The sequence below is a fragment of the Levilactobacillus paucivorans genome (assembly GCF_001437125.1).
Taxonomy (GTDB): domain Bacteria; phylum Bacillota; class Bacilli; order Lactobacillales; family Lactobacillaceae; genus Levilactobacillus; species Levilactobacillus paucivorans.
This window is the reverse complement of the sequence record NZ_JQCA01000024.1, coordinates 1-15,906: the sequence shown is the minus strand read 5'-3', so window position 1 is coordinate 15,906 and position 15,906 is coordinate 1. Positions and strand designations below refer to the sequence as shown.

17 protein-coding genes are annotated in these 15,906 nt (G+C 51.4%); 8 read left to right on the top strand and 9 right to left on the bottom strand.

Annotated features, from left to right (window positions below):
* Nucleotides 1-21: 21 nt before the first annotated feature.
* Nucleotides 22-1,779: a phosphatase PAP2 family protein gene (locus IV54_RS01575; RefSeq protein WP_057877647.1), complete on the bottom strand. Its 1,758-nt coding sequence runs from the start codon at nucleotides 1,777-1,779 to the stop codon at nucleotides 22-24.
* Between the two features lie 229 nt (nucleotides 1,780-2,008).
* On the bottom strand, nucleotides 2,009-2,323 hold the full coding sequence (locus tag IV54_RS01570; protein WP_057877646.1) for a winged helix-turn-helix transcriptional regulator: 315 nt from the start codon (nucleotides 2,321-2,323) through the stop codon (nucleotides 2,009-2,011).
* A 215-nt stretch (nucleotides 2,324-2,538) separates the two neighbouring features.
* Between IV54_RS01570 and pcp the strand changes: the two genes are divergently transcribed.
* On the top strand, nucleotides 2,539-3,174 hold the full coding sequence (gene pcp, locus IV54_RS01565) for a pyroglutamyl-peptidase I (protein WP_057877645.1): 636 nt from the start codon (nucleotides 2,539-2,541) through the stop codon (nucleotides 3,172-3,174).
* Nucleotides 3,175-3,349: 175 nt separating this feature from the next.
* Nucleotides 3,350-4,000, top strand: coding sequence for an MIP/aquaporin family protein (locus IV54_RS01560; protein WP_057877644.1), 651 nt, complete (start codon nucleotides 3,350-3,352; stop codon nucleotides 3,998-4,000).
* Nucleotides 4,001-4,572: 572 nt separating this feature from the next.
* Here IV54_RS01560 and IV54_RS01555 read toward each other — a convergent pair.
* Nucleotides 4,573-4,914, bottom strand: a complete 342-nt coding sequence (locus tag IV54_RS01555; protein WP_057877643.1) for an iron chaperone — start codon at nucleotides 4,912-4,914, stop codon at nucleotides 4,573-4,575.
* A gap of 16 nt (nucleotides 4,915-4,930) precedes the next feature.
* Entirely contained in the window at nucleotides 4,931-5,878 is a 948-nt protein-coding gene (locus IV54_RS01550) for a DNA adenine methylase (protein ID WP_057877642.1), read from the bottom strand.
* Between the two features lie 154 nt (nucleotides 5,879-6,032).
* On the opposite strand from IV54_RS01550, the gene IV54_RS01545 reads away from it, so the two are divergent.
* Entirely contained in the window at nucleotides 6,033-7,310 is a 1,278-nt protein-coding gene (locus IV54_RS01545) for a type II restriction enzyme (RefSeq protein ID WP_057877641.1), read from the top strand.
* 168 nt (nucleotides 7,311-7,478) lie between these two features.
* Here IV54_RS01545 and IV54_RS01540 read toward each other — a convergent pair whose 3' ends face one another.
* Nucleotides 7,479-8,924, bottom strand: a complete 1,446-nt coding sequence (locus IV54_RS01540) for an APC family permease (RefSeq protein WP_057877640.1) — start codon at nucleotides 8,922-8,924, stop codon at nucleotides 7,479-7,481.
* Between the two features lie 241 nt (nucleotides 8,925-9,165).
* Here IV54_RS01540 and IV54_RS01535 point away from each other — a divergent pair, with 241 nt between their 5' ends.
* The 3 genes from IV54_RS01535 (at nucleotide 9,166) to IV54_RS01525 (ending at nucleotide 11,535) form a co-directional block, all read left to right on the top strand.
* Nucleotides 9,166-10,560 carry a subtype B tannase gene (locus IV54_RS01535; protein WP_083488466.1) on the top strand — a complete coding sequence of 465 codons (1,395 nt, stop codon included), beginning with the start codon at nucleotides 9,166-9,168 and terminating at the stop codon, nucleotides 10,558-10,560.
* Between the two features lie 158 nt (nucleotides 10,561-10,718).
* Nucleotides 10,719-11,039, top strand: coding sequence for a thioredoxin family protein (locus tag IV54_RS01530; RefSeq protein WP_057877639.1), 321 nt, complete (start codon nucleotides 10,719-10,721; stop codon nucleotides 11,037-11,039).
* Nucleotides 11,040-11,166: 127 nt separating this feature from the next.
* Nucleotides 11,167-11,535: a hypothetical protein gene (locus IV54_RS01525; RefSeq protein ID WP_057877638.1), complete on the top strand. Its 369-nt coding sequence runs from the start codon at nucleotides 11,167-11,169 to the stop codon at nucleotides 11,533-11,535.
* A gap of 108 nt (nucleotides 11,536-11,643) precedes the next feature.
* On the opposite strand, the gene IV54_RS01520 is transcribed toward IV54_RS01525, so the two are convergent.
* The 4 genes from IV54_RS01520 to IV54_RS01505 all read right to left on the bottom strand — a co-directional run bounded on the left by IV54_RS01520 (nucleotide 11,644) and on the right by IV54_RS01505 (nucleotide 13,642).
* Complete coding sequence (locus IV54_RS01520; protein WP_237756645.1) at nucleotides 11,644-11,991, bottom strand: hypothetical protein; 348 nt, start codon at nucleotides 11,989-11,991, stop codon at nucleotides 11,644-11,646.
* A gap of 69 nt (nucleotides 11,992-12,060) precedes the next feature.
* Complete coding sequence (locus IV54_RS01515) at nucleotides 12,061-12,678, bottom strand: sugar O-acetyltransferase (RefSeq protein ID WP_057877636.1); 618 nt, start codon at nucleotides 12,676-12,678, stop codon at nucleotides 12,061-12,063.
* Between the two features lie 11 nt (nucleotides 12,679-12,689).
* Entirely contained in the window at nucleotides 12,690-13,100 is a 411-nt protein-coding gene (locus tag IV54_RS01510) for a peptide deformylase (RefSeq protein WP_057877635.1), read from the bottom strand.
* On the bottom strand, nucleotides 13,097-13,642 hold the full coding sequence (locus IV54_RS01505) for a DUF1697 domain-containing protein (RefSeq protein WP_057877634.1): 546 nt from the start codon (nucleotides 13,640-13,642) through the stop codon (nucleotides 13,097-13,099). The genes IV54_RS01510 and IV54_RS01505 overlap by 4 nt, the downstream gene beginning before the upstream one ends.
* A gap of 204 nt (nucleotides 13,643-13,846) precedes the next feature.
* On the opposite strand from IV54_RS01505, the gene IV54_RS01500 reads away from it, so the two are divergent.
* Together IV54_RS01500 and IV54_RS01495 are read left to right on the top strand one after the other, a co-directional pair.
* Nucleotides 13,847-14,518 (top strand): type 1 glutamine amidotransferase, encoded by a 672-nt coding sequence (locus IV54_RS01500; protein ID WP_057877633.1) that lies wholly within the window; start codon nucleotides 13,847-13,849, stop codon nucleotides 14,516-14,518.
* A 327-nt stretch (nucleotides 14,519-14,845) separates the two neighbouring features.
* Nucleotides 14,846-15,793 (top strand): ADP-ribosyltransferase, encoded by a 948-nt coding sequence (locus IV54_RS01495; RefSeq protein ID WP_057877632.1) that lies wholly within the window; start codon nucleotides 14,846-14,848, stop codon nucleotides 15,791-15,793.
* Nucleotides 15,794-15,906: the final 113 nt, after the last annotated feature.

The window sequence follows — 15,906 nt, the reverse complement described above, 5'->3', positions numbered from 1 at the left end:
AACCCTTTCTAGTAGCTAAGGCTACTTAGCTAATTTAAGCGCATGCTTCGTGTAAACGACGTGCCAACCCTTAGGCAGGCCGGAAACGTGACGGAACTTGCCACTGTGTTGCTTGTAGGTGATTAATTTGGCACCCTTCTTCAGGTCACCCTTAGTTAACTTCAGGGTACCGTTGAATTTGGCGTTCTTCTTAACCGTCAGATGACCGGCACGACTCATCGTCAGCTTACCAGCCTTGGCAGTTTCGAATCGACCTTTGACGGCAACCGTTTTGGCAGAAAGGGTAATGGTTCCCTTCTTAAGTTGTACGTTACCAGTTCCGAAGGCCGACTTGTTAGCGAGTTGGAGTGTCCCGCCTTGAACGACCGTTCCACCGGTGTAGCGGTTGGCCCCACTCAGCGTCAGGGCACCAGTTCCAGCCTTGGTGAACTTGCCGGCACCGGTGATCTTGTTACGCCAGTTATCTTTGGTGTTGAAGCCACCCTTCTTGGCATCCATGGTGACCTTGGTGTTGGTGAGGAAGGCCCCGTAACCATTGGCTGCGGAGAAGAGGTCGATTCGACCCCAACCCTCGGCGTCGTCCATCACAGGATAGCCAGAAGGCATCCCTGTCGTGAAGATGACGGCCCGACGTTGGTTGGCACTCAGGTAAGGCAGACGACTACCCAGGAGCGTCTCAGCGCCCTTAGGAACGCGCATTTCTTGGTGAGTGTCACCAGTTTGGTCAAAGCCGTAAGTCATCCGGTAACGGTAGGCGGCACGGTTGGTTTCGTAGTCACCGTAATCATCGTGAACGGAGGTGTCTTTGCTCCCTAATAAGGCACTGGAATGAGCGGCTGCTAAGGCATCCTTCATGAGCGATTGGTTATTGTGGTCGTAAAGTGTTGCGGCGGTAATGGCTGAACCAACCATACGGCCACCCATGACGGCGAGTGGTGAGTGGCGGCCGGCAATAACGCGGTCGTAGCCGACTTCAGAAGAACGCGTGGCGAGTTCTTGGAACCGTTCTGGGAAGGCGTAGGCCAGGGACAGACCACTTTCAAAGCCACCAGTGGTATGGCCACTTGGGAAGTCGTAGGAGTCCTTAGCGGCGGTTGCCATACTGTTCTTTAAGGCCGGTAATGGTAAGACTGAAGGGCTGATCCGATATGGCCGGACGAACTCGTAGTAGTGCTTGACGGTGTTGGTTCCAGAGTAAGGCATCTGTTTGGTGAGGTTCATTAATTGAACGACGGGGCCTAACGTTGACGTTGCGGACGCCCATTCAACGTGCTTCTTCTTGAAGCCAACGGGAAGTGGCTCACTTGGCATCGAATCTGTTTCGGTTTGCGCGTTGGCATTGCGGATAAATGCTGGCGCGTAAGGCCCGAGGGCTTGGATGACGGCGTAACGGTTATCCCGTTGGTCGGTCAGAAATGACCGTTCGGCGTCGACAGCAGTCCGGTTACGGGTAATCGCCGCGGACTTTTCAATGTTGAGGTCGAGCAGGGGCTTGTTGAGCGGTTCTTGATGGTGGGTCCAATATGTAGAGAATTCGTCAACCAGGCCGATCACGGGGTTGGTCGTGGGGGTCGTGAAGTCGCCAGTGTTTTGTTGATATTTGTCGACGAAGTAGCCGTAGCCAGCCTTATGCGGAGCGATGAGCTTGGCGAGGTCGGGCTGCTTAGCCTTGTGGCTGGCGTGAGCCGTGGTTACGGTCGTAACCAGGGGTAAGGTGACGGCAACCAGAGAAAGTGCCGTGGCCGCTTTACGGGCCCAATGACGATGTCTGTTTTTCATGAAAATAACCTACCTTTCAAAGTTGAGGTGCGTTTTCATAGCTGTTACATGACTATCATAAGGGAGTTTGATCCCCTTGTCAGCAGGCTTAGGCAAAGCAATACGGAAACCATACGAAACTATTACGTTCCGTTTTATTTCTCAATATTCATCATTGAAAAGCTAATAAGGACGCCGTTTTCATGATGATCGTAATAAAAAAGAGCTTTCTCAAGAAGGCTCCAAATGGTTAGATAGCTAAATTGTTAGTCAGTTCATGATTTCCCCAGGACTCGAAGTCGTGGAGAATACGGTGAAACATAGCGCCGTTGCTGGTAAGCTGGTAGTGGTAATTGTCGTCTTCAAAGGCGTCGACGAGGTCCCAGTCTTCCAGTTTGTGGAGGGTTGTAAAGAGGTTAAACGTGGAGATCCCGCGGATTGATTGGCGCAGGTCCATGAATTCAGTGGGGTCTTCGGTGAGTTGGTAGAGGACCAGGGCGTACCAACGGTGATGTAAAATTTCGACGCCGAGTTCGGAGCCAAGATTGAGTTGCGTTAAGGGCATAAGTTAAGTGCCGCCTTTCTATCGCTTAGAGTGGTTAGATTTACAAAAACGAAACGTGCGTGTTCCACAATCAAAGAGATTTATCATATCATGTGACGGGCGCGCTGTCCAGAAACGTCTTTTTCATAACATCTGTGTAAGCATAGATTATGGGGGCATCTCAGCGTGAGATTGGCGTATAATAAACCTAATTTTAGGTCGAGGAGGTTGGGATTATGAAAATTTTAGTTACGGGCTTCGATCCCTTTGGTGGGGAGACCACTAATCCAGCGATGTCTGCGGTCAAGCGTCTACCAGCCACGATTGCAGGTGCTCAGATCGTGCCATTGGTGGTACCGACTGAGTTCAAACGTTGTGCGACGGTCGTACGGTCAGCCATTGAAACAGAACATCCCGATGTGGTGCTCAGTATTGGTCAGGCTGGCGGTCGACTTGGCTTAACGCCGGAACGTGTGGCGATTAATCTCGCCGATGGCCGTATCGCAGACAATGCGGGTTACCAGCCGACAGACGAACTGATTGAACCGACCGGGGCGGCGGCCTATTTCACGCAATTACCAGTGAAAGCGATGGTTCACGCCATTCGAGCGGCAGGAATTCCGTCTCAGCTCTCGACGACTGCGGGAACCTACGTCTGCAACGACCTGATGTATCGGGTTCAGTATTTGCGGGCGACGGAATTTCCGGAGTTACGGGCCGGTTTTCTTCATATTCCATTCTTGCCTAGTCAGGTGGTTGGCAAGAATGGTCAGCCTTCGCTGTCCTTGGCCGACGATGTCAAGGGAATTACGGCAGCGATTACCGCGATTGTCACTGCCCCCGTCGAGAGCCAGTCAGACGCTCCTGCTTAGACGGTGAGTGAACTTTATCGAAATTAGTAAGGGGTAACAAGTCCTGATTTGACGGGCATTTTACTTAAAAAGGCGTCACGGCCTGTTTATAAATTTCATCATAATTAGTCCCATACGTGTCGGATTATTCTATAATAGGATTTGTATAATAGTGAAATTGATGGGAGGACTTATGATGCAAAAATATGCAGCAGAATTTATGGGCACTTTCATGTTGGTGTTCTTGGGAACCGGAGCCGTGACAGTGGCCGCCGGAAATACCCTGACAATTGGGTTGGCCTTCGGGTTAGCGATTACGATCTCGGCTTATGCCTTCGGTGGCATCTCGGGTGGGCATTTCAACCCAGCCGTTACGACAGCTATGTTGATTAATCGCCGGATTGACGGCCGTGATGCCGCGGGTTACATCGTCGCTCAGTTCTTAGGGGCTACGGTGGCTTCAGCTTGCATGCGACTCTTTGTGGGCGGTTTGGGCTTAGCAACCACGCAATTAGGCCAGACGGACTTTCCGAAGATCTCGACGGGGTTAGCCTTCGTTGTCGAGACTTTGGTCACGTTCCTCTTTTTGATGGTCATCTTAAATGTTACCAGCGACCGTCATGGTAATGGTGACTTTGCCGGTTTGACGATTGGGATTACCTTGGCCTTTCTGATCATTGTGGCCTTGAACCTGACTGGTGGTTCTTTGAACCCAGCACGGTCATTTGGCCCAGCCATCTTTGCTGGTGGGAGCGCCTTGTCACACCTGTGGCTCTACATTGTCGCACCCGAAGTTGGCGCTATTCTGGCAGCCTTTGTAGCTCGGTTAATGGGTAGCGAAGACTAAAAACAGATAGATCGTTGGCAGCGCCTCCGGGCTGGTGAAAATGAGGCCGGAACGCTGTGGGCGCACGCGCGGAGCCAAAGAGCGGTCTCCACGCTTAGGTTCGAGCCTCTGACGCGTCTCAAACCTAGCAGTTCCCTAAGCGACACAGACCGTCACTAAGGGAACTCCCACGGCTGGGCTCATTTTCACCAGCCCTGCGGCTGACATTAGCGTTTAGTGTTGATAGGTGTCATTCAGTTATTGGGTTTCGCAATTATGATCAATTTGAAGTTTAGCTAACAAATGAAAAGTGTCGAACAATTACCTTAGAGATAGTTGTTCGACACTTTTTAATGTTTTGAGAATGGTTGGGTTATGTTGTATTAAACCGACAGTCTTAGCCGGAGGAGGCCAGGGGTGGAGCCGGCCGTGGTGAGAATGTTAGACCGAGTGGTTTGTCTCGGCCTTACATTCTGGGCGACTTTGAAGACTCGTGTTTCTGACGAGGCTTCAAATCGAGCGAGAAGCCCAAAGGGCTGAAGCGTCCCCACAGCAGGCGGAATTCCTGACAGCCGTAGGCGACCAATAGCCCATTAATCCGACATTTCATCCAATCGGAATTTCACCATTTTCGTAATAAGGTCGACCGGAAGTGGCTGGTCGTAGGCAAATTGTACCGCGCCTTTGGAATACTTGTAGTGGCCCAGCAGATCGTCTTCGAACGCCTCAATAGGTCCCGGCGTGGGATAGAATCCCAGATGGTGTTTCATCGCCGCAAAGTAAACCACAGGCTTCTTCAGGGCAAATGCTGGCATGCCATAACTGAACTTCTCGGTGGCGTCGGGCAAGAGGCCTTTCAATAACTGATACATCGCCGTGAGTTGTGGCTGCGTCTCGGCCGGTGCCTGGTCAATATAATCGGTGATGAGGGTCATACGTAGGCCTCCTGTCTTAGTGAACGATCAACAGTTCGGAAACATTGCCACGGCCCTTGCTGCGTGCTGAAATCATGCGAGCCGCCGTGAGACGATTGATCGTGAAATCTTGATAAAGGGTATCGAAGAAATCATCGGTCGGATCACTCTGGTGGGGGTCCGAGTTACTGAGGGCAAAGTGAGCGCCAGCCGCGGCTAACACGTGGGTGAAGTCGGCCAGGGCCACCTGGGCATCATCGTTGAAACTGGATTTGGTATAGCTGGTGAAGCTAGCCGAATCCGTGAGGGGCCGATAGGGGGGATCAAAGTAGAAGAAGGTGCGGTCGCCAGCAAATTGCTGGGACTGATGGTAATCACCTTGTAAAATTGTCGTATTCTGTAAGAGATCGCTGAAGTTTTGTAGGTTGGTTTGGTCGACCAATGAGACGATCTTCCGACGGCCGAAGGGCACGTTGAAGGTGCCTTTGGCGTTGACTCGGTAGAGGCCATTAAAGTCGGTCTTGTTGAGAAAGACGAACAGGGCGGCTTGACGAACCAGCGTGGGAATCTCGGTCACGGCTTCGTCCGTCACCGACTGGGTAATGCCATTGTTGAAGGTCGTCCGCATGTCATAGAAGTAGGCCTTCTTGGCGGTAAAGTCATCGTCTTCAGGGAGTGTGTTATACGCCGTCTCCAGCTTCCCAAGTTCGGCGATGAGGTCTGCCAGGTGGTCTCTGACCTGAGTGTAGAGGTTGATAAGCTCGGCGTTTACGTCCATGATAACCTGATGCTTGAAGCGATAGCGCGTTGCCAGGTAGAGAAAGAAGGCGGCGCCCCCGGAAAAGGGTTCAACGTAGGTGTCGATATTTTCGAAGGCGACCTGTTGGGTGGTGAGGGCCTCGATGGTGGGTGCTAGGCGTTTCTTACCGCCCGCCCACTTGATGATTGGCGTGATTTGAATTGGATTTTCGATTTTTTCGGCCATGTGGTCAGGTCCTTCCATAACTGTCTTGAAGCATATTGTCTCAAGTATAAAGAAAACGACTCTAAAAGACCAATACTATTTCTGTAAAAGGCGCGCGGCCAGCAGGTGATTTGGTAAAATAGACCTAACTTAACTTCGGAGGGGAAGGACCACAATGGCCAAGGAAAACATTCGCGACCGTGTCTGGGAACAATTATTTGCCAAGTACGATATCTTGGCGGCCATCGAACGTGACGGCATCTTTGAAATTACGGCCAATCAGATCAAGGAATTCTATGAACCACTGTTGGTCACCAAGTATGACTGGTCGAGCAGTTTACCCCAGATTTTTCAGGCCCATAAGCTGGCCATTCTGCCAGACAGTCGGGGAACTTACAAGATTGGTCCATTCAAGGCCTACCAACCTTTGGTCCATCGGGAGTTGCGGCCAATTTTGAAACAGTTGCCTAATTTCGTTCATTCATTTGACCACTTTCCGATCACCTCAGAGAGTATGGCGTTGAATGTGGCCCAGGCGTCGGGGATGATCGATGACGTTCTGGACCGTCAGCCGGGTGATCCGGCGGCGGTGGACACCCTGACGGGACGAGTTAAAAGCGGGCATTTAACCTATCAGATTGCGACAACCAAGGGTCAGCAGTTCGATTTTGCGGTCGCTAACAGTCAGGTGGAAATTGATGCCGGTTACGAGAATCAGGATAAACTAGCGGTCATTGAAGCCAAACGCAAGTTGCCACAAGACTTCATGATTCGCCAGTTGTATTATCCTTATCGACTCTATCAGAGCTTACAAACAGGTAAGACGGTCGTTCCGATCTACTTTACTTATGTGGATCAGGTCTATGCCTTTCATATTTATGAATTCACGGATCCCATGAACTACTCGAGTATTCGCGAGGTGCGCCAGGTGAACTTTGTCCTGAATACAACCTGGGGGACGCCGGTGGCGGTGGCGCGGGAGATTGCGGCGCAGAGTCCCAATTCACCTGAGCAAGGTATTTATCCGCAAGCCAACAGTTTTAGTCGGGTCTTGGGTAGCCTGGCAAGCCTGGAAACACCCCTGACTGGCCCAGAATTGGCCGCTGAATTAGGATTAAATGCGCGGCAGGGGGACTACTACGGAAACGCCCTCGTGTACCTGGGACTGGCCACGAAGGTTGCCCACCAGTTCACGTTAACCGATCTTGGTCAGCACGTCCGGACGTTACCCAACGGTGATCAGCGAAACCAGTTACTCTTGAAACAGTTGTTGGCACATCGCACGTTTAAACTGATCTTTGAAGCCACGATGGCCAATGACCAACGGTTGGAGCTGGACGAAATTCGTCGAGTGATGCAGGCCAATATTCCCGATCTCAATGCCACCACGATCAATCGGCGCGTCAGTACCGTGCGGGCTTGGATGGAATGGGTTCTAAGCATTCTACAGTAGGAATCTCTGATCTCCGCCTGCTTAAACTGGTCTTTTCTATATAGATCCAGTAGAAAAATCGATAGACGTTGACTAGTAGTTGTCAGTGTCTATCGATTTTTGTCTGGACGACTAAAATTTAGGATCACAATGTTTAGGATTAAACAGCTTTACATATGTGGTCAAAGCTTAGTCGTCATCCTTTCTATCCTGACGCTTAACTTCTGCCAATCGTTGATACTCCTTGTCACCCAGCAGGTGATGCAAGGCCGTGTCGTTGTCTTGATGTTCCGAACGTCCTAGCCAATAGAAGAGTAGGCCAAGTCCAATCCAGACGGCCAGCATGATGTATTCCGTGGGCCAGGCCAGAGCGACCGGAGACTTGGGATACAGGGTCCCAATGGCAATAACCACCGCGAGGAAGCCACCGAGCATACTGGGCCACAGGCGATGTAGACGAAAGCCACCGTTGAGGTCGGGGTAGTCACGGCGGATACGCCACAGGGACATCGCCGTGATAGCCCAAGCCATCGCCACGAAGAAGCCCCCGAGATCGAGGAAGTAGGTCATGGCACCTTTCCCCAACCACCCGAAACCGATGGCGAAGAGGAGCACGAGAACCGTGGCGTTGAGAGGCGTTCCATGTTTTTCGCTCAAACGAGCGAATCGCGGTGGTAAGAGGCCGGCCCGGGCCAGCGAGAGAATCAGCCGAGGCGCTGCGGTGAAGAGGCCGATGAAGCTGGTAAAGAGTCCCAGAAAGGCAATGAGGAAGGCGGCTTGCCCCAGTAGCGGGAAGCCGGCCTTCGTAAATGCCGTAATCGACCCCATTTCGAAAGTCGCCGTCTTCTGCCAAGGATAAACCCAGGCACTGGCAAGGAGGACGATGATGTAGTAGCTGGCGGCGAGGACGATGGCCCCAACCACGGCCTTCCCAATTTTAGCCGGTGGCATGTCAGCCTCTTCTGCCAGGATGGTGACGACTTCCCAACCGGTTAAGAAGGTCATGGCGGGGAGCACGAATCGCACGATATTTAACAGGGGGTCACTGCCGGTGGCGAAGGCTGGCCAGAAGTTCTTCGGACTCCCTTGGGAGAAGCCGGTCACGATGAGGGCGCCACCCAAGATGACAAGACCGCCGAACAACACGGCTTGAACGCCAGCGGTGAGGCGGGTTCCCCGGATATTGAGGGCGAAGATAAAAAGGGTGAAGGCGACGCCAATTGCGAGTTCCATCAGCGAGACGTGGGCCCCGGCAATTGTGTAGCCCGGGCCTTGGCTGATCTGCGGCCAGATGGTGGCCAGGAGCATGCTACTGGCGGTGACGTAGAACGATAGGGCACTCAGGTAAGCTCCGAGAATGGCCCAGCCGGTCGCAAAGCCCCAACGTTTACCAAAGGCCAGGTAGCTGTAGACGACGGGTCCGCCACTTCGAGGAAAGATTGAGGAGAGCTCGGCGAAGGCCAGCGAAGCTAGGACGGTGATGGCCATGGCCAGAACAAAGCCGAAGATTTCGCCCCCAGCGCCGTACTTGGAGAAAAAAATCCCATTGGTATAAATCCAACTACTTCCAATGACACTTGAGGCCCCCAGAATCAGGAGCCGCGGAAATGAAATATGGCGGGTTAAATTCTGCATGATGATGGCTCACTTTCATTGAGTAGATTTTCGAATACTTGTGAAATTATGGTTCCCATTCTACTGAATGATAGCGTTTGCAACAATGAAAGTGACTCTGAAAATTCACAAGCGATTAGGGGAATAACCATTCAGGGGCAACATCAGCAACAGTCGGTAAAGATGGCCCATCAAAATGATTGCCCTGGCTCAATATTTCCACTATGGTTAGGGGAAAGAGTTGTGAAATGGAGGAGTGGCAATGACACCCTTGCGGTTTAACGAAAAGAAATTTGAACGCCAAACGGTGGTGGTGAGTGGTCGACGGGTCACATACCGGGCTTTTTTAGATCTGGACTATCTGATGATGCCTGTCGCGGAGGAGCAGCGACTCAATGTCTTTGTGCCGGAGCCATACTTTAATCAGGGTCGGGTTAACGGCTACAGTCGAGTCACGGCCCCCATCTTCATGCCCAATACCGTGGGGGGCTACTTGCCGGGACCCCGAGATTTTCCAGGCAACTCGGCACCATTTAGCCGCGGCGCAACGATTCTCCAGGCGTTAGCCCGCGGGTATGTCGTGGTTTCCGCCGGTGTTCGTGGGCGAACGACGCAGAATGGGGGCGAATTCGTTGGCAAGGCTCCGGCATTTATTGTGGATCTGAAGGCCGCCATTCGTTACGTGAAGTTCAATGCCGGCTGGATTCCCGGTGATACCGAAAAGATCATCACCAACGGAACCAGTGCCGGTGGGGCCGCCTCGGCGTTAGCGGGGGCTAGTGGCAACGCCGACTTCTTTGCGACCCCCTTAGCGGAACTCGGTGCGGTGCCGGCTACCGATGATGTTTTTGCCGTATCGACCTACTGCCCAATCTCTGACTTAGAACATGCCGATGCGGCTTATGAATGGCAGTTCAACGGTCTGAACACCTGGCACAGCCAACAGCTTACGCGAGTAGGGGATCGTATGCAGGTGACGCCGGTGGCTGGCAAGCTTACCGCCAAGGAACAGGCATTATCGGACCAGGTGAAGGCCACCTTTCCAGCTTATGTCAATTCGCTTCATTTACAGAACGACCAGAAAGCGCCATTGACGTTAGATGAGCAAGGACAGGGGCCTTTCCAGCAAGCCATTATCAATGAACTTAAGTGGTCGGCCCAGCAGGCCTTAGATGCCGGAGATGATGTGACTACCCAACGAGGGTTGACGATTCAGGCCGGCTATGTGACGCAGTTAGATTGGCGACAATACCTCAGGGGGCTTACACGACAGAAATCGGTTCCGGCGTTTGACGCTTTGGACCTCAGTAGTCCGGAGACCAGTCTGTTTGGGAGCCGGTTGTTTGCGGCCGGACACTTTACATCGTTTGCTCAGAAACACAGCACCGTAGCGGCGCGACAGGCCGATCCGGATCTCGTTGCCGCGGTCAATCCGGTGAGTTATTTACAGACCAACCAAAGTCAGGTTGCCCAACATTGGCGGATTCGGCATGGGGCCTCCGACCGAGAGACCTCATTTGCGATTCCCTTTATTCTGGCAACGTTACTTAAAAATCAGGGCCGAGATGTTGACCTAGCATTTCCTTGGGGACGGCCACACGACGGGGATTACGACCTGCCAGGCCTCTTTGACTGGATCGATCATATTTGCCAATAGAAGCAAAAAGGTTGCTCCGTTATACCTATTGGGGTATATTGAGAACATCAAAGGTCGCCACTGAAATTTTTTATGAATTTAACAGAGGGTTGGATTCGCTCTTAGCCGAGGGTGGCGACCCTAAATAATCCCTATGGGGAGTCTAGAGGAGAATGAGCATGATTAAGGAAATCCACGACCAGGACTTTGAAAAAGAAACGAATACTGGGGTCACCGTGGTCGACTTTCGCGCCGACTGGTGTCCACCTTGTAAGATGATGGATCCGATTTTACGGAAGCTTTCCGAGAGTGAAGACTTCAAGGACAAGGTGACGTTTACGTCGATCAACATCGACCATGACAAGCAGATCGCCAGTCAGTTCCAAGTTCAGGGAATTCCAACGTTCTTAATTAAGAAGGATGGCCAGGTCATCAACCGGTTGGTTGGCGCTCGGCCAAAACCACTTTTCGAGGCGGCTTTGAAGGAAGCCCTGGCTTAAAAGCAATCAAGATGAAGACAGTAAAGCGGCTCGAATTACCATTGGGGGTAAGTCGAGCCGCTTTTGTTTACCTTTCAGTTCTAACCGTCCTACAGTACGGGTGAAGTCAAAACGGGAGGTGAGGGCCATGCAGAAGCTCTACCGGTATGTGCCGATGTTGAGTGCGCTCACGAGTCTGTATTTTCTGTGGTTGATGTCGATGATGCCAACCACTACGGATCTTGACTTGGAATTGACGTGGCGGCCACGCGACCTGTGGCTTGTCGCTACCATTCTGGTGGTGATTGGGGTCACAGCTTTGGCTAAACACCGTCGGACCAAGGAGTGGGGGCTGGCTATCAATGGCTGCCTCGTGATTGGGATGGCCATCGACCTTTGGCAGACGCAGCGTTCCCCACTGATGGCGGATTTTCTTTGGCTCTGGGCGATTTTGATGATGCTAGATTTAGGACTGATTGTTTGGGGTGGGTATCGGCTTTGGTGGCGGCATCGGTAGTTAGCCTAGCTGATCTTACAGGCAAAAAAATTGAGCCCTCAAGGTTGGAAAAAATCCAACTTTGAGGGTTCAATTTATGGAACAAAGAGTTCAGTTTTATCCCTAACTTTATGGCCCCAGCGCGTAGGAAGGCGTCGCAAGATACTTATTGTAGAAATGGTTCTTAGCAACCTTACGGACAACTAACACGTCGACGTCCGCGCTATCTGTAGGGAAGGGCACATTGATTTGATAGTGCTGTTGCCGCTTACTCCCGCTGTAATCCTTAATTTCTGATTTAGAGAGTTTACTGGGACCGGACAAAAGCGCCGCAAATGGATGACCATTTTTCAGAATGCACAGTCTGACAGCATTACTGGGCACAAATGGTGTAAACGTGAGAAGCAATAGAAGTAAGACAAGTGTTGGCAAGAACCATTTCAGCCATTTTTTTGAACGATGAGTCATACTGCTCATCTACCTTTCCGATGCTCTTATGATAACACGATACAGCGTCGTGGATTCTCCGGGTTGGCTCAATCGACCTTAGAGAAGTTCCTGATGGAAATTGATGGCGTCTTCTTCAGTAATGGTTCGCAAGACGTGGCACGGATTCCCGACGGCAAGTGAGTTGTCAGGGATGTCCTTGGTGACGACGCTGCCGGCACCGATGACACAGCCACTCCCAATGGTCACACCGCCGATCACGGTCACGTTACTGCCAAACCAGCAGTTGTCGCCAATGGTGATTGGCCGGTCGTACTCAAGGTTGTATTTGCTGCCGTCTGCACGATAGCGGGCGTTGCGATCTTGGTAGCGGAGAGGATGCATCGGGGTGACCAACGTGACATTAGGACCGAACCAGCAGCTATTGCCGATAGTGACGGGGCCGCAGTCCAACACCGTAAAATTAGCGTTGGCATAGAAGTTCTCGCCAAAGGTGGTGTAACACCCATAGTCGAAGAAGATTGGTCCTTGCAAGTACATGCCAGGTTTCCGATTAGGGAGTAGTTTTTCCAGAATGGCTTCCCGTTTATCAGATTCATCATCAAAGGTTTGGCTGTACTCCTGGGATAAGTGATGCGCGTAGTGCAGGCGCGCGGTTAGTTTGGCGTCAGTCGGGTCGTAGAGCTTGCCGGCCAACATCTTTTCTTCTTCAGTCATGGCAAGATCTCCTAGATCAAAATTCCATTACAGTGGTCAACCTCATGTTGAATGGCTTGGGCGACCAGACCGGCAAAGACCTGTTCGTGAGGCTTGAAGTTCTGGTCCATGAAGCGAACGGTAATGGCTTTGTACCGCGTCGTTGGCCGAGTTCCCTTGAGTGACAGGCAACCTTCCTCAGTCTTGAATTCACCGGAAATCTTAACGATCTGTGGGTTGAGCATGGCAATTGGAATCATCCCCAGGTTAATCACGATGATGCGCTTGTTGACCCCAATCATGTTGGCAGCCATACCAATACCATTGACACTGTGGGCCTTCAGGGTATCGAGAAGGTCAGTCACCACTTGGCCATCGAGTTCGGTAGCGGGGGTCGACTGCGTTTGTAAGCGAGCTGGATCGTGAACTAAATTTCTAATCATGAGAATTCCTCCAAAATTTTTTTGAGTTTCGTTGTGGTATTGAAGTTACGGGCACTGGTCTGGCGATACAGGGGAGTCCCGAGAATCTTGCTATAAAATGACCGGCTGAAATGAACCTTGAGGGTGGACGTCCAAAAAATCAGATTGGGCGTTATAAGTATTCGGTCGTAGTCACTGGTGACATGCTCGGTTAGCCAGTTGTCGTTGCTGGGTTCGTAAGTATTGAGCTTGAACAAGGCGTTGTGACGCAATGCGGGGTCGGCTCCCCACCAGTTCGGAGCCAAGCCCAGATCGGCCAGAAATTCCGGGCGGCTGATCAAGCGAAAGTCGATCGGAAAATCGAATTCGGTGGCCAGTAATGCCTGGATTTTGGCCGCACAAGTCACAAATGGTTCCATACTGGTGACAAAGAGATTGCCACTGTTGATATAGGAACGGACATTCGTGAAGCCCGTTGCGGTGAGTTGGTCTCTGAGCTGAGCCATCGGCACGCGGTGATGACCGCCGACGTTGATCCCTCGTAAAAGAAGGAGATAGTCCATAAATCAATACCATCCTTTAATATAGAAATAACAACACCTCTAACGTTAAGCAAAAGGCTTACTTTTTGCAAGCGCTTTATGTTGGAAATTTGATTTTCCTGTTCAGAGTAGAGTGGGTGACCAATCAAACGAAGCCCGGTGAGAAGCAGTGGCCAGTTTCAAGTGGTACAATCCGGTCGATTCATTTGGAGGGATGTGAGTGCCATGCGCGTCAATATTTTGCAACACACACCGGAGGAAGGTCCCGGTGCGATTCGAATCTGGGCTCACGACCGGGGACACAAGGTCTTCGTCTACCATCCAGCGCAACACGGGAAGTTACCAACGGTGGATGAAACTGATTTGCTGGTCGTCTTAGGTGGGCCGATCAGTCCCAATGATTCGGCACCTTGGATTGCCGCGGAACGCGAGCTGATGCGACAGATGATGGCCGCCCACAAGCCGATCTTTGGCGCCTGTTTTGGGGCCCAACAGATTGCCAAGCTTATGGGAGCCAAGGTCAGTCCGGCCCCAGCAAAGGAAGTCGGTTGGGCGCCAGTCAGACGCTTGACGACGGTGATTCCGGGTATTCCCAAGAGTCTGACCGTGCTTCACTGGCACCAAGACCGTTTTGACCTCCCAGCTGGTGCAATTCGATTATTTGAAAGTGACCAGATCGATAATCAGGGGTTACTGGTCAATGGCAACGTCATCGGTCTCCAGTTCCACCTCGAGGTCATGGAGGACAACGTCTACACCATGGTCGTCAACGATGGCGACTACGTCCGGGGATCGGTTCTCAACCAAACGGCCCAAGACGTGGCAGACTTCCCGATTCCAGCCGAGAACTTTTTGGTTATGGCAAGGTTGTTGGACTTTATTAGTAGAAGAGTGTGAAAAAGGGCGGTTAGTCAGTGAGCATTAACGGTGATAGTCGGATAATCTCGGGCTTGGATTATTTGACTATCAGTGTTAAGCGGAGCTGACTGCCCTTTTTCACACGTTTCGACAATGTAAATACAAAGGAACCGTACCAAACCGGTACAGTTCCTTATTTTTGTAACGCCAGTCAAACCATCTGTAACGTTGTCCGCAAGGCCTTAAGACAGGCTTAAATAATGATGGATTAAACCGTTTAACCCAAGCCCGATGGTGGTATACTTAATTTAACTTCAAGTGGCTGAAACGTTGCAAGAAGTGGGGGGTTCGGAGGAGGAGTTAGAAGTGAATACATACAAACGCTTTGTGGCCTTAACTATGGTGGGCCTCACCTTAGGCGGTGGTGTCCTAGGAGTAGAGACAGCCAGCGCTAAATCTAAGGTTTACACAATTACTGACCGGACGAGTCAAACGACTACGCCGGGAACCACGCAGGTTGTGACAGACCGAGATGTTAACGCCCGATCGGCCACCACCGATGAGGTGGTCACAATTCCCAAGAATACAGCGTTGACGATCATGAGTCATCGTGAGGGCCACACTAAGGTTGCGGTGGGCGATAGTAACGAGCCCTTGTGGGTGAACAACTTAGCCGCAGTTACCTACAGCACCCAGAAAATCACGGTTTCCAAGCAGGTGAGAAAGAACCTGAATCGGCAGTCTCGCAAGTGGTATAAGACACTCAGTAAGCGGCAACACAAGGTACTCGGTCGCTATACCGGGGAGGGCTCAGACGCCATTAACAACGTTCTACGGAAGCCTAAGAAGCGGTCCACCACTAAGTCGCGGCAACGCGTTAAGGACCTGAGAGCGGCTCTCAAGACGTTTAAACTCAAGCAACCGATGACTGTCTACCGCGGCACCTCGGACTGGATTGTGAATCTGTCGCTAGGAGGAAAGAAGTTAAAGCCGGGAGCCGTTTACCGGGATCCAGGTTTTGCCTCGACCACGCTGAGTAAGTCCGTGGGAACTGACTTTATGTCGAAAGATTTATTGAAGATTAATATGCCGGCCGGCTACCACGGGGCGTATCTGGATCCAATCTCCGAATATGATGGGGAATACGAGTATCTCCTGAATCCGAATACCAAGTTAGTCGTGACCAAGATTCAGAAAGTCACGATTAAGGGGCGGCTAAAGGTTACGCTTAAATACGGTAAGCACAAACATACTTCAACGATCAATGAGGATCAGCGGTATCGCTTAATTACCATGAGTTTGATGAACAAATAGCAAGAATTGGTTCCTCGCTGAGGAACCAATTTTTTTGTGAGATTGTTGACTTTTTTTAAAAGCCTCAATTGTCAAATCAAGTGCAACACTAAGAATCTATTCTTAGAAGTGGT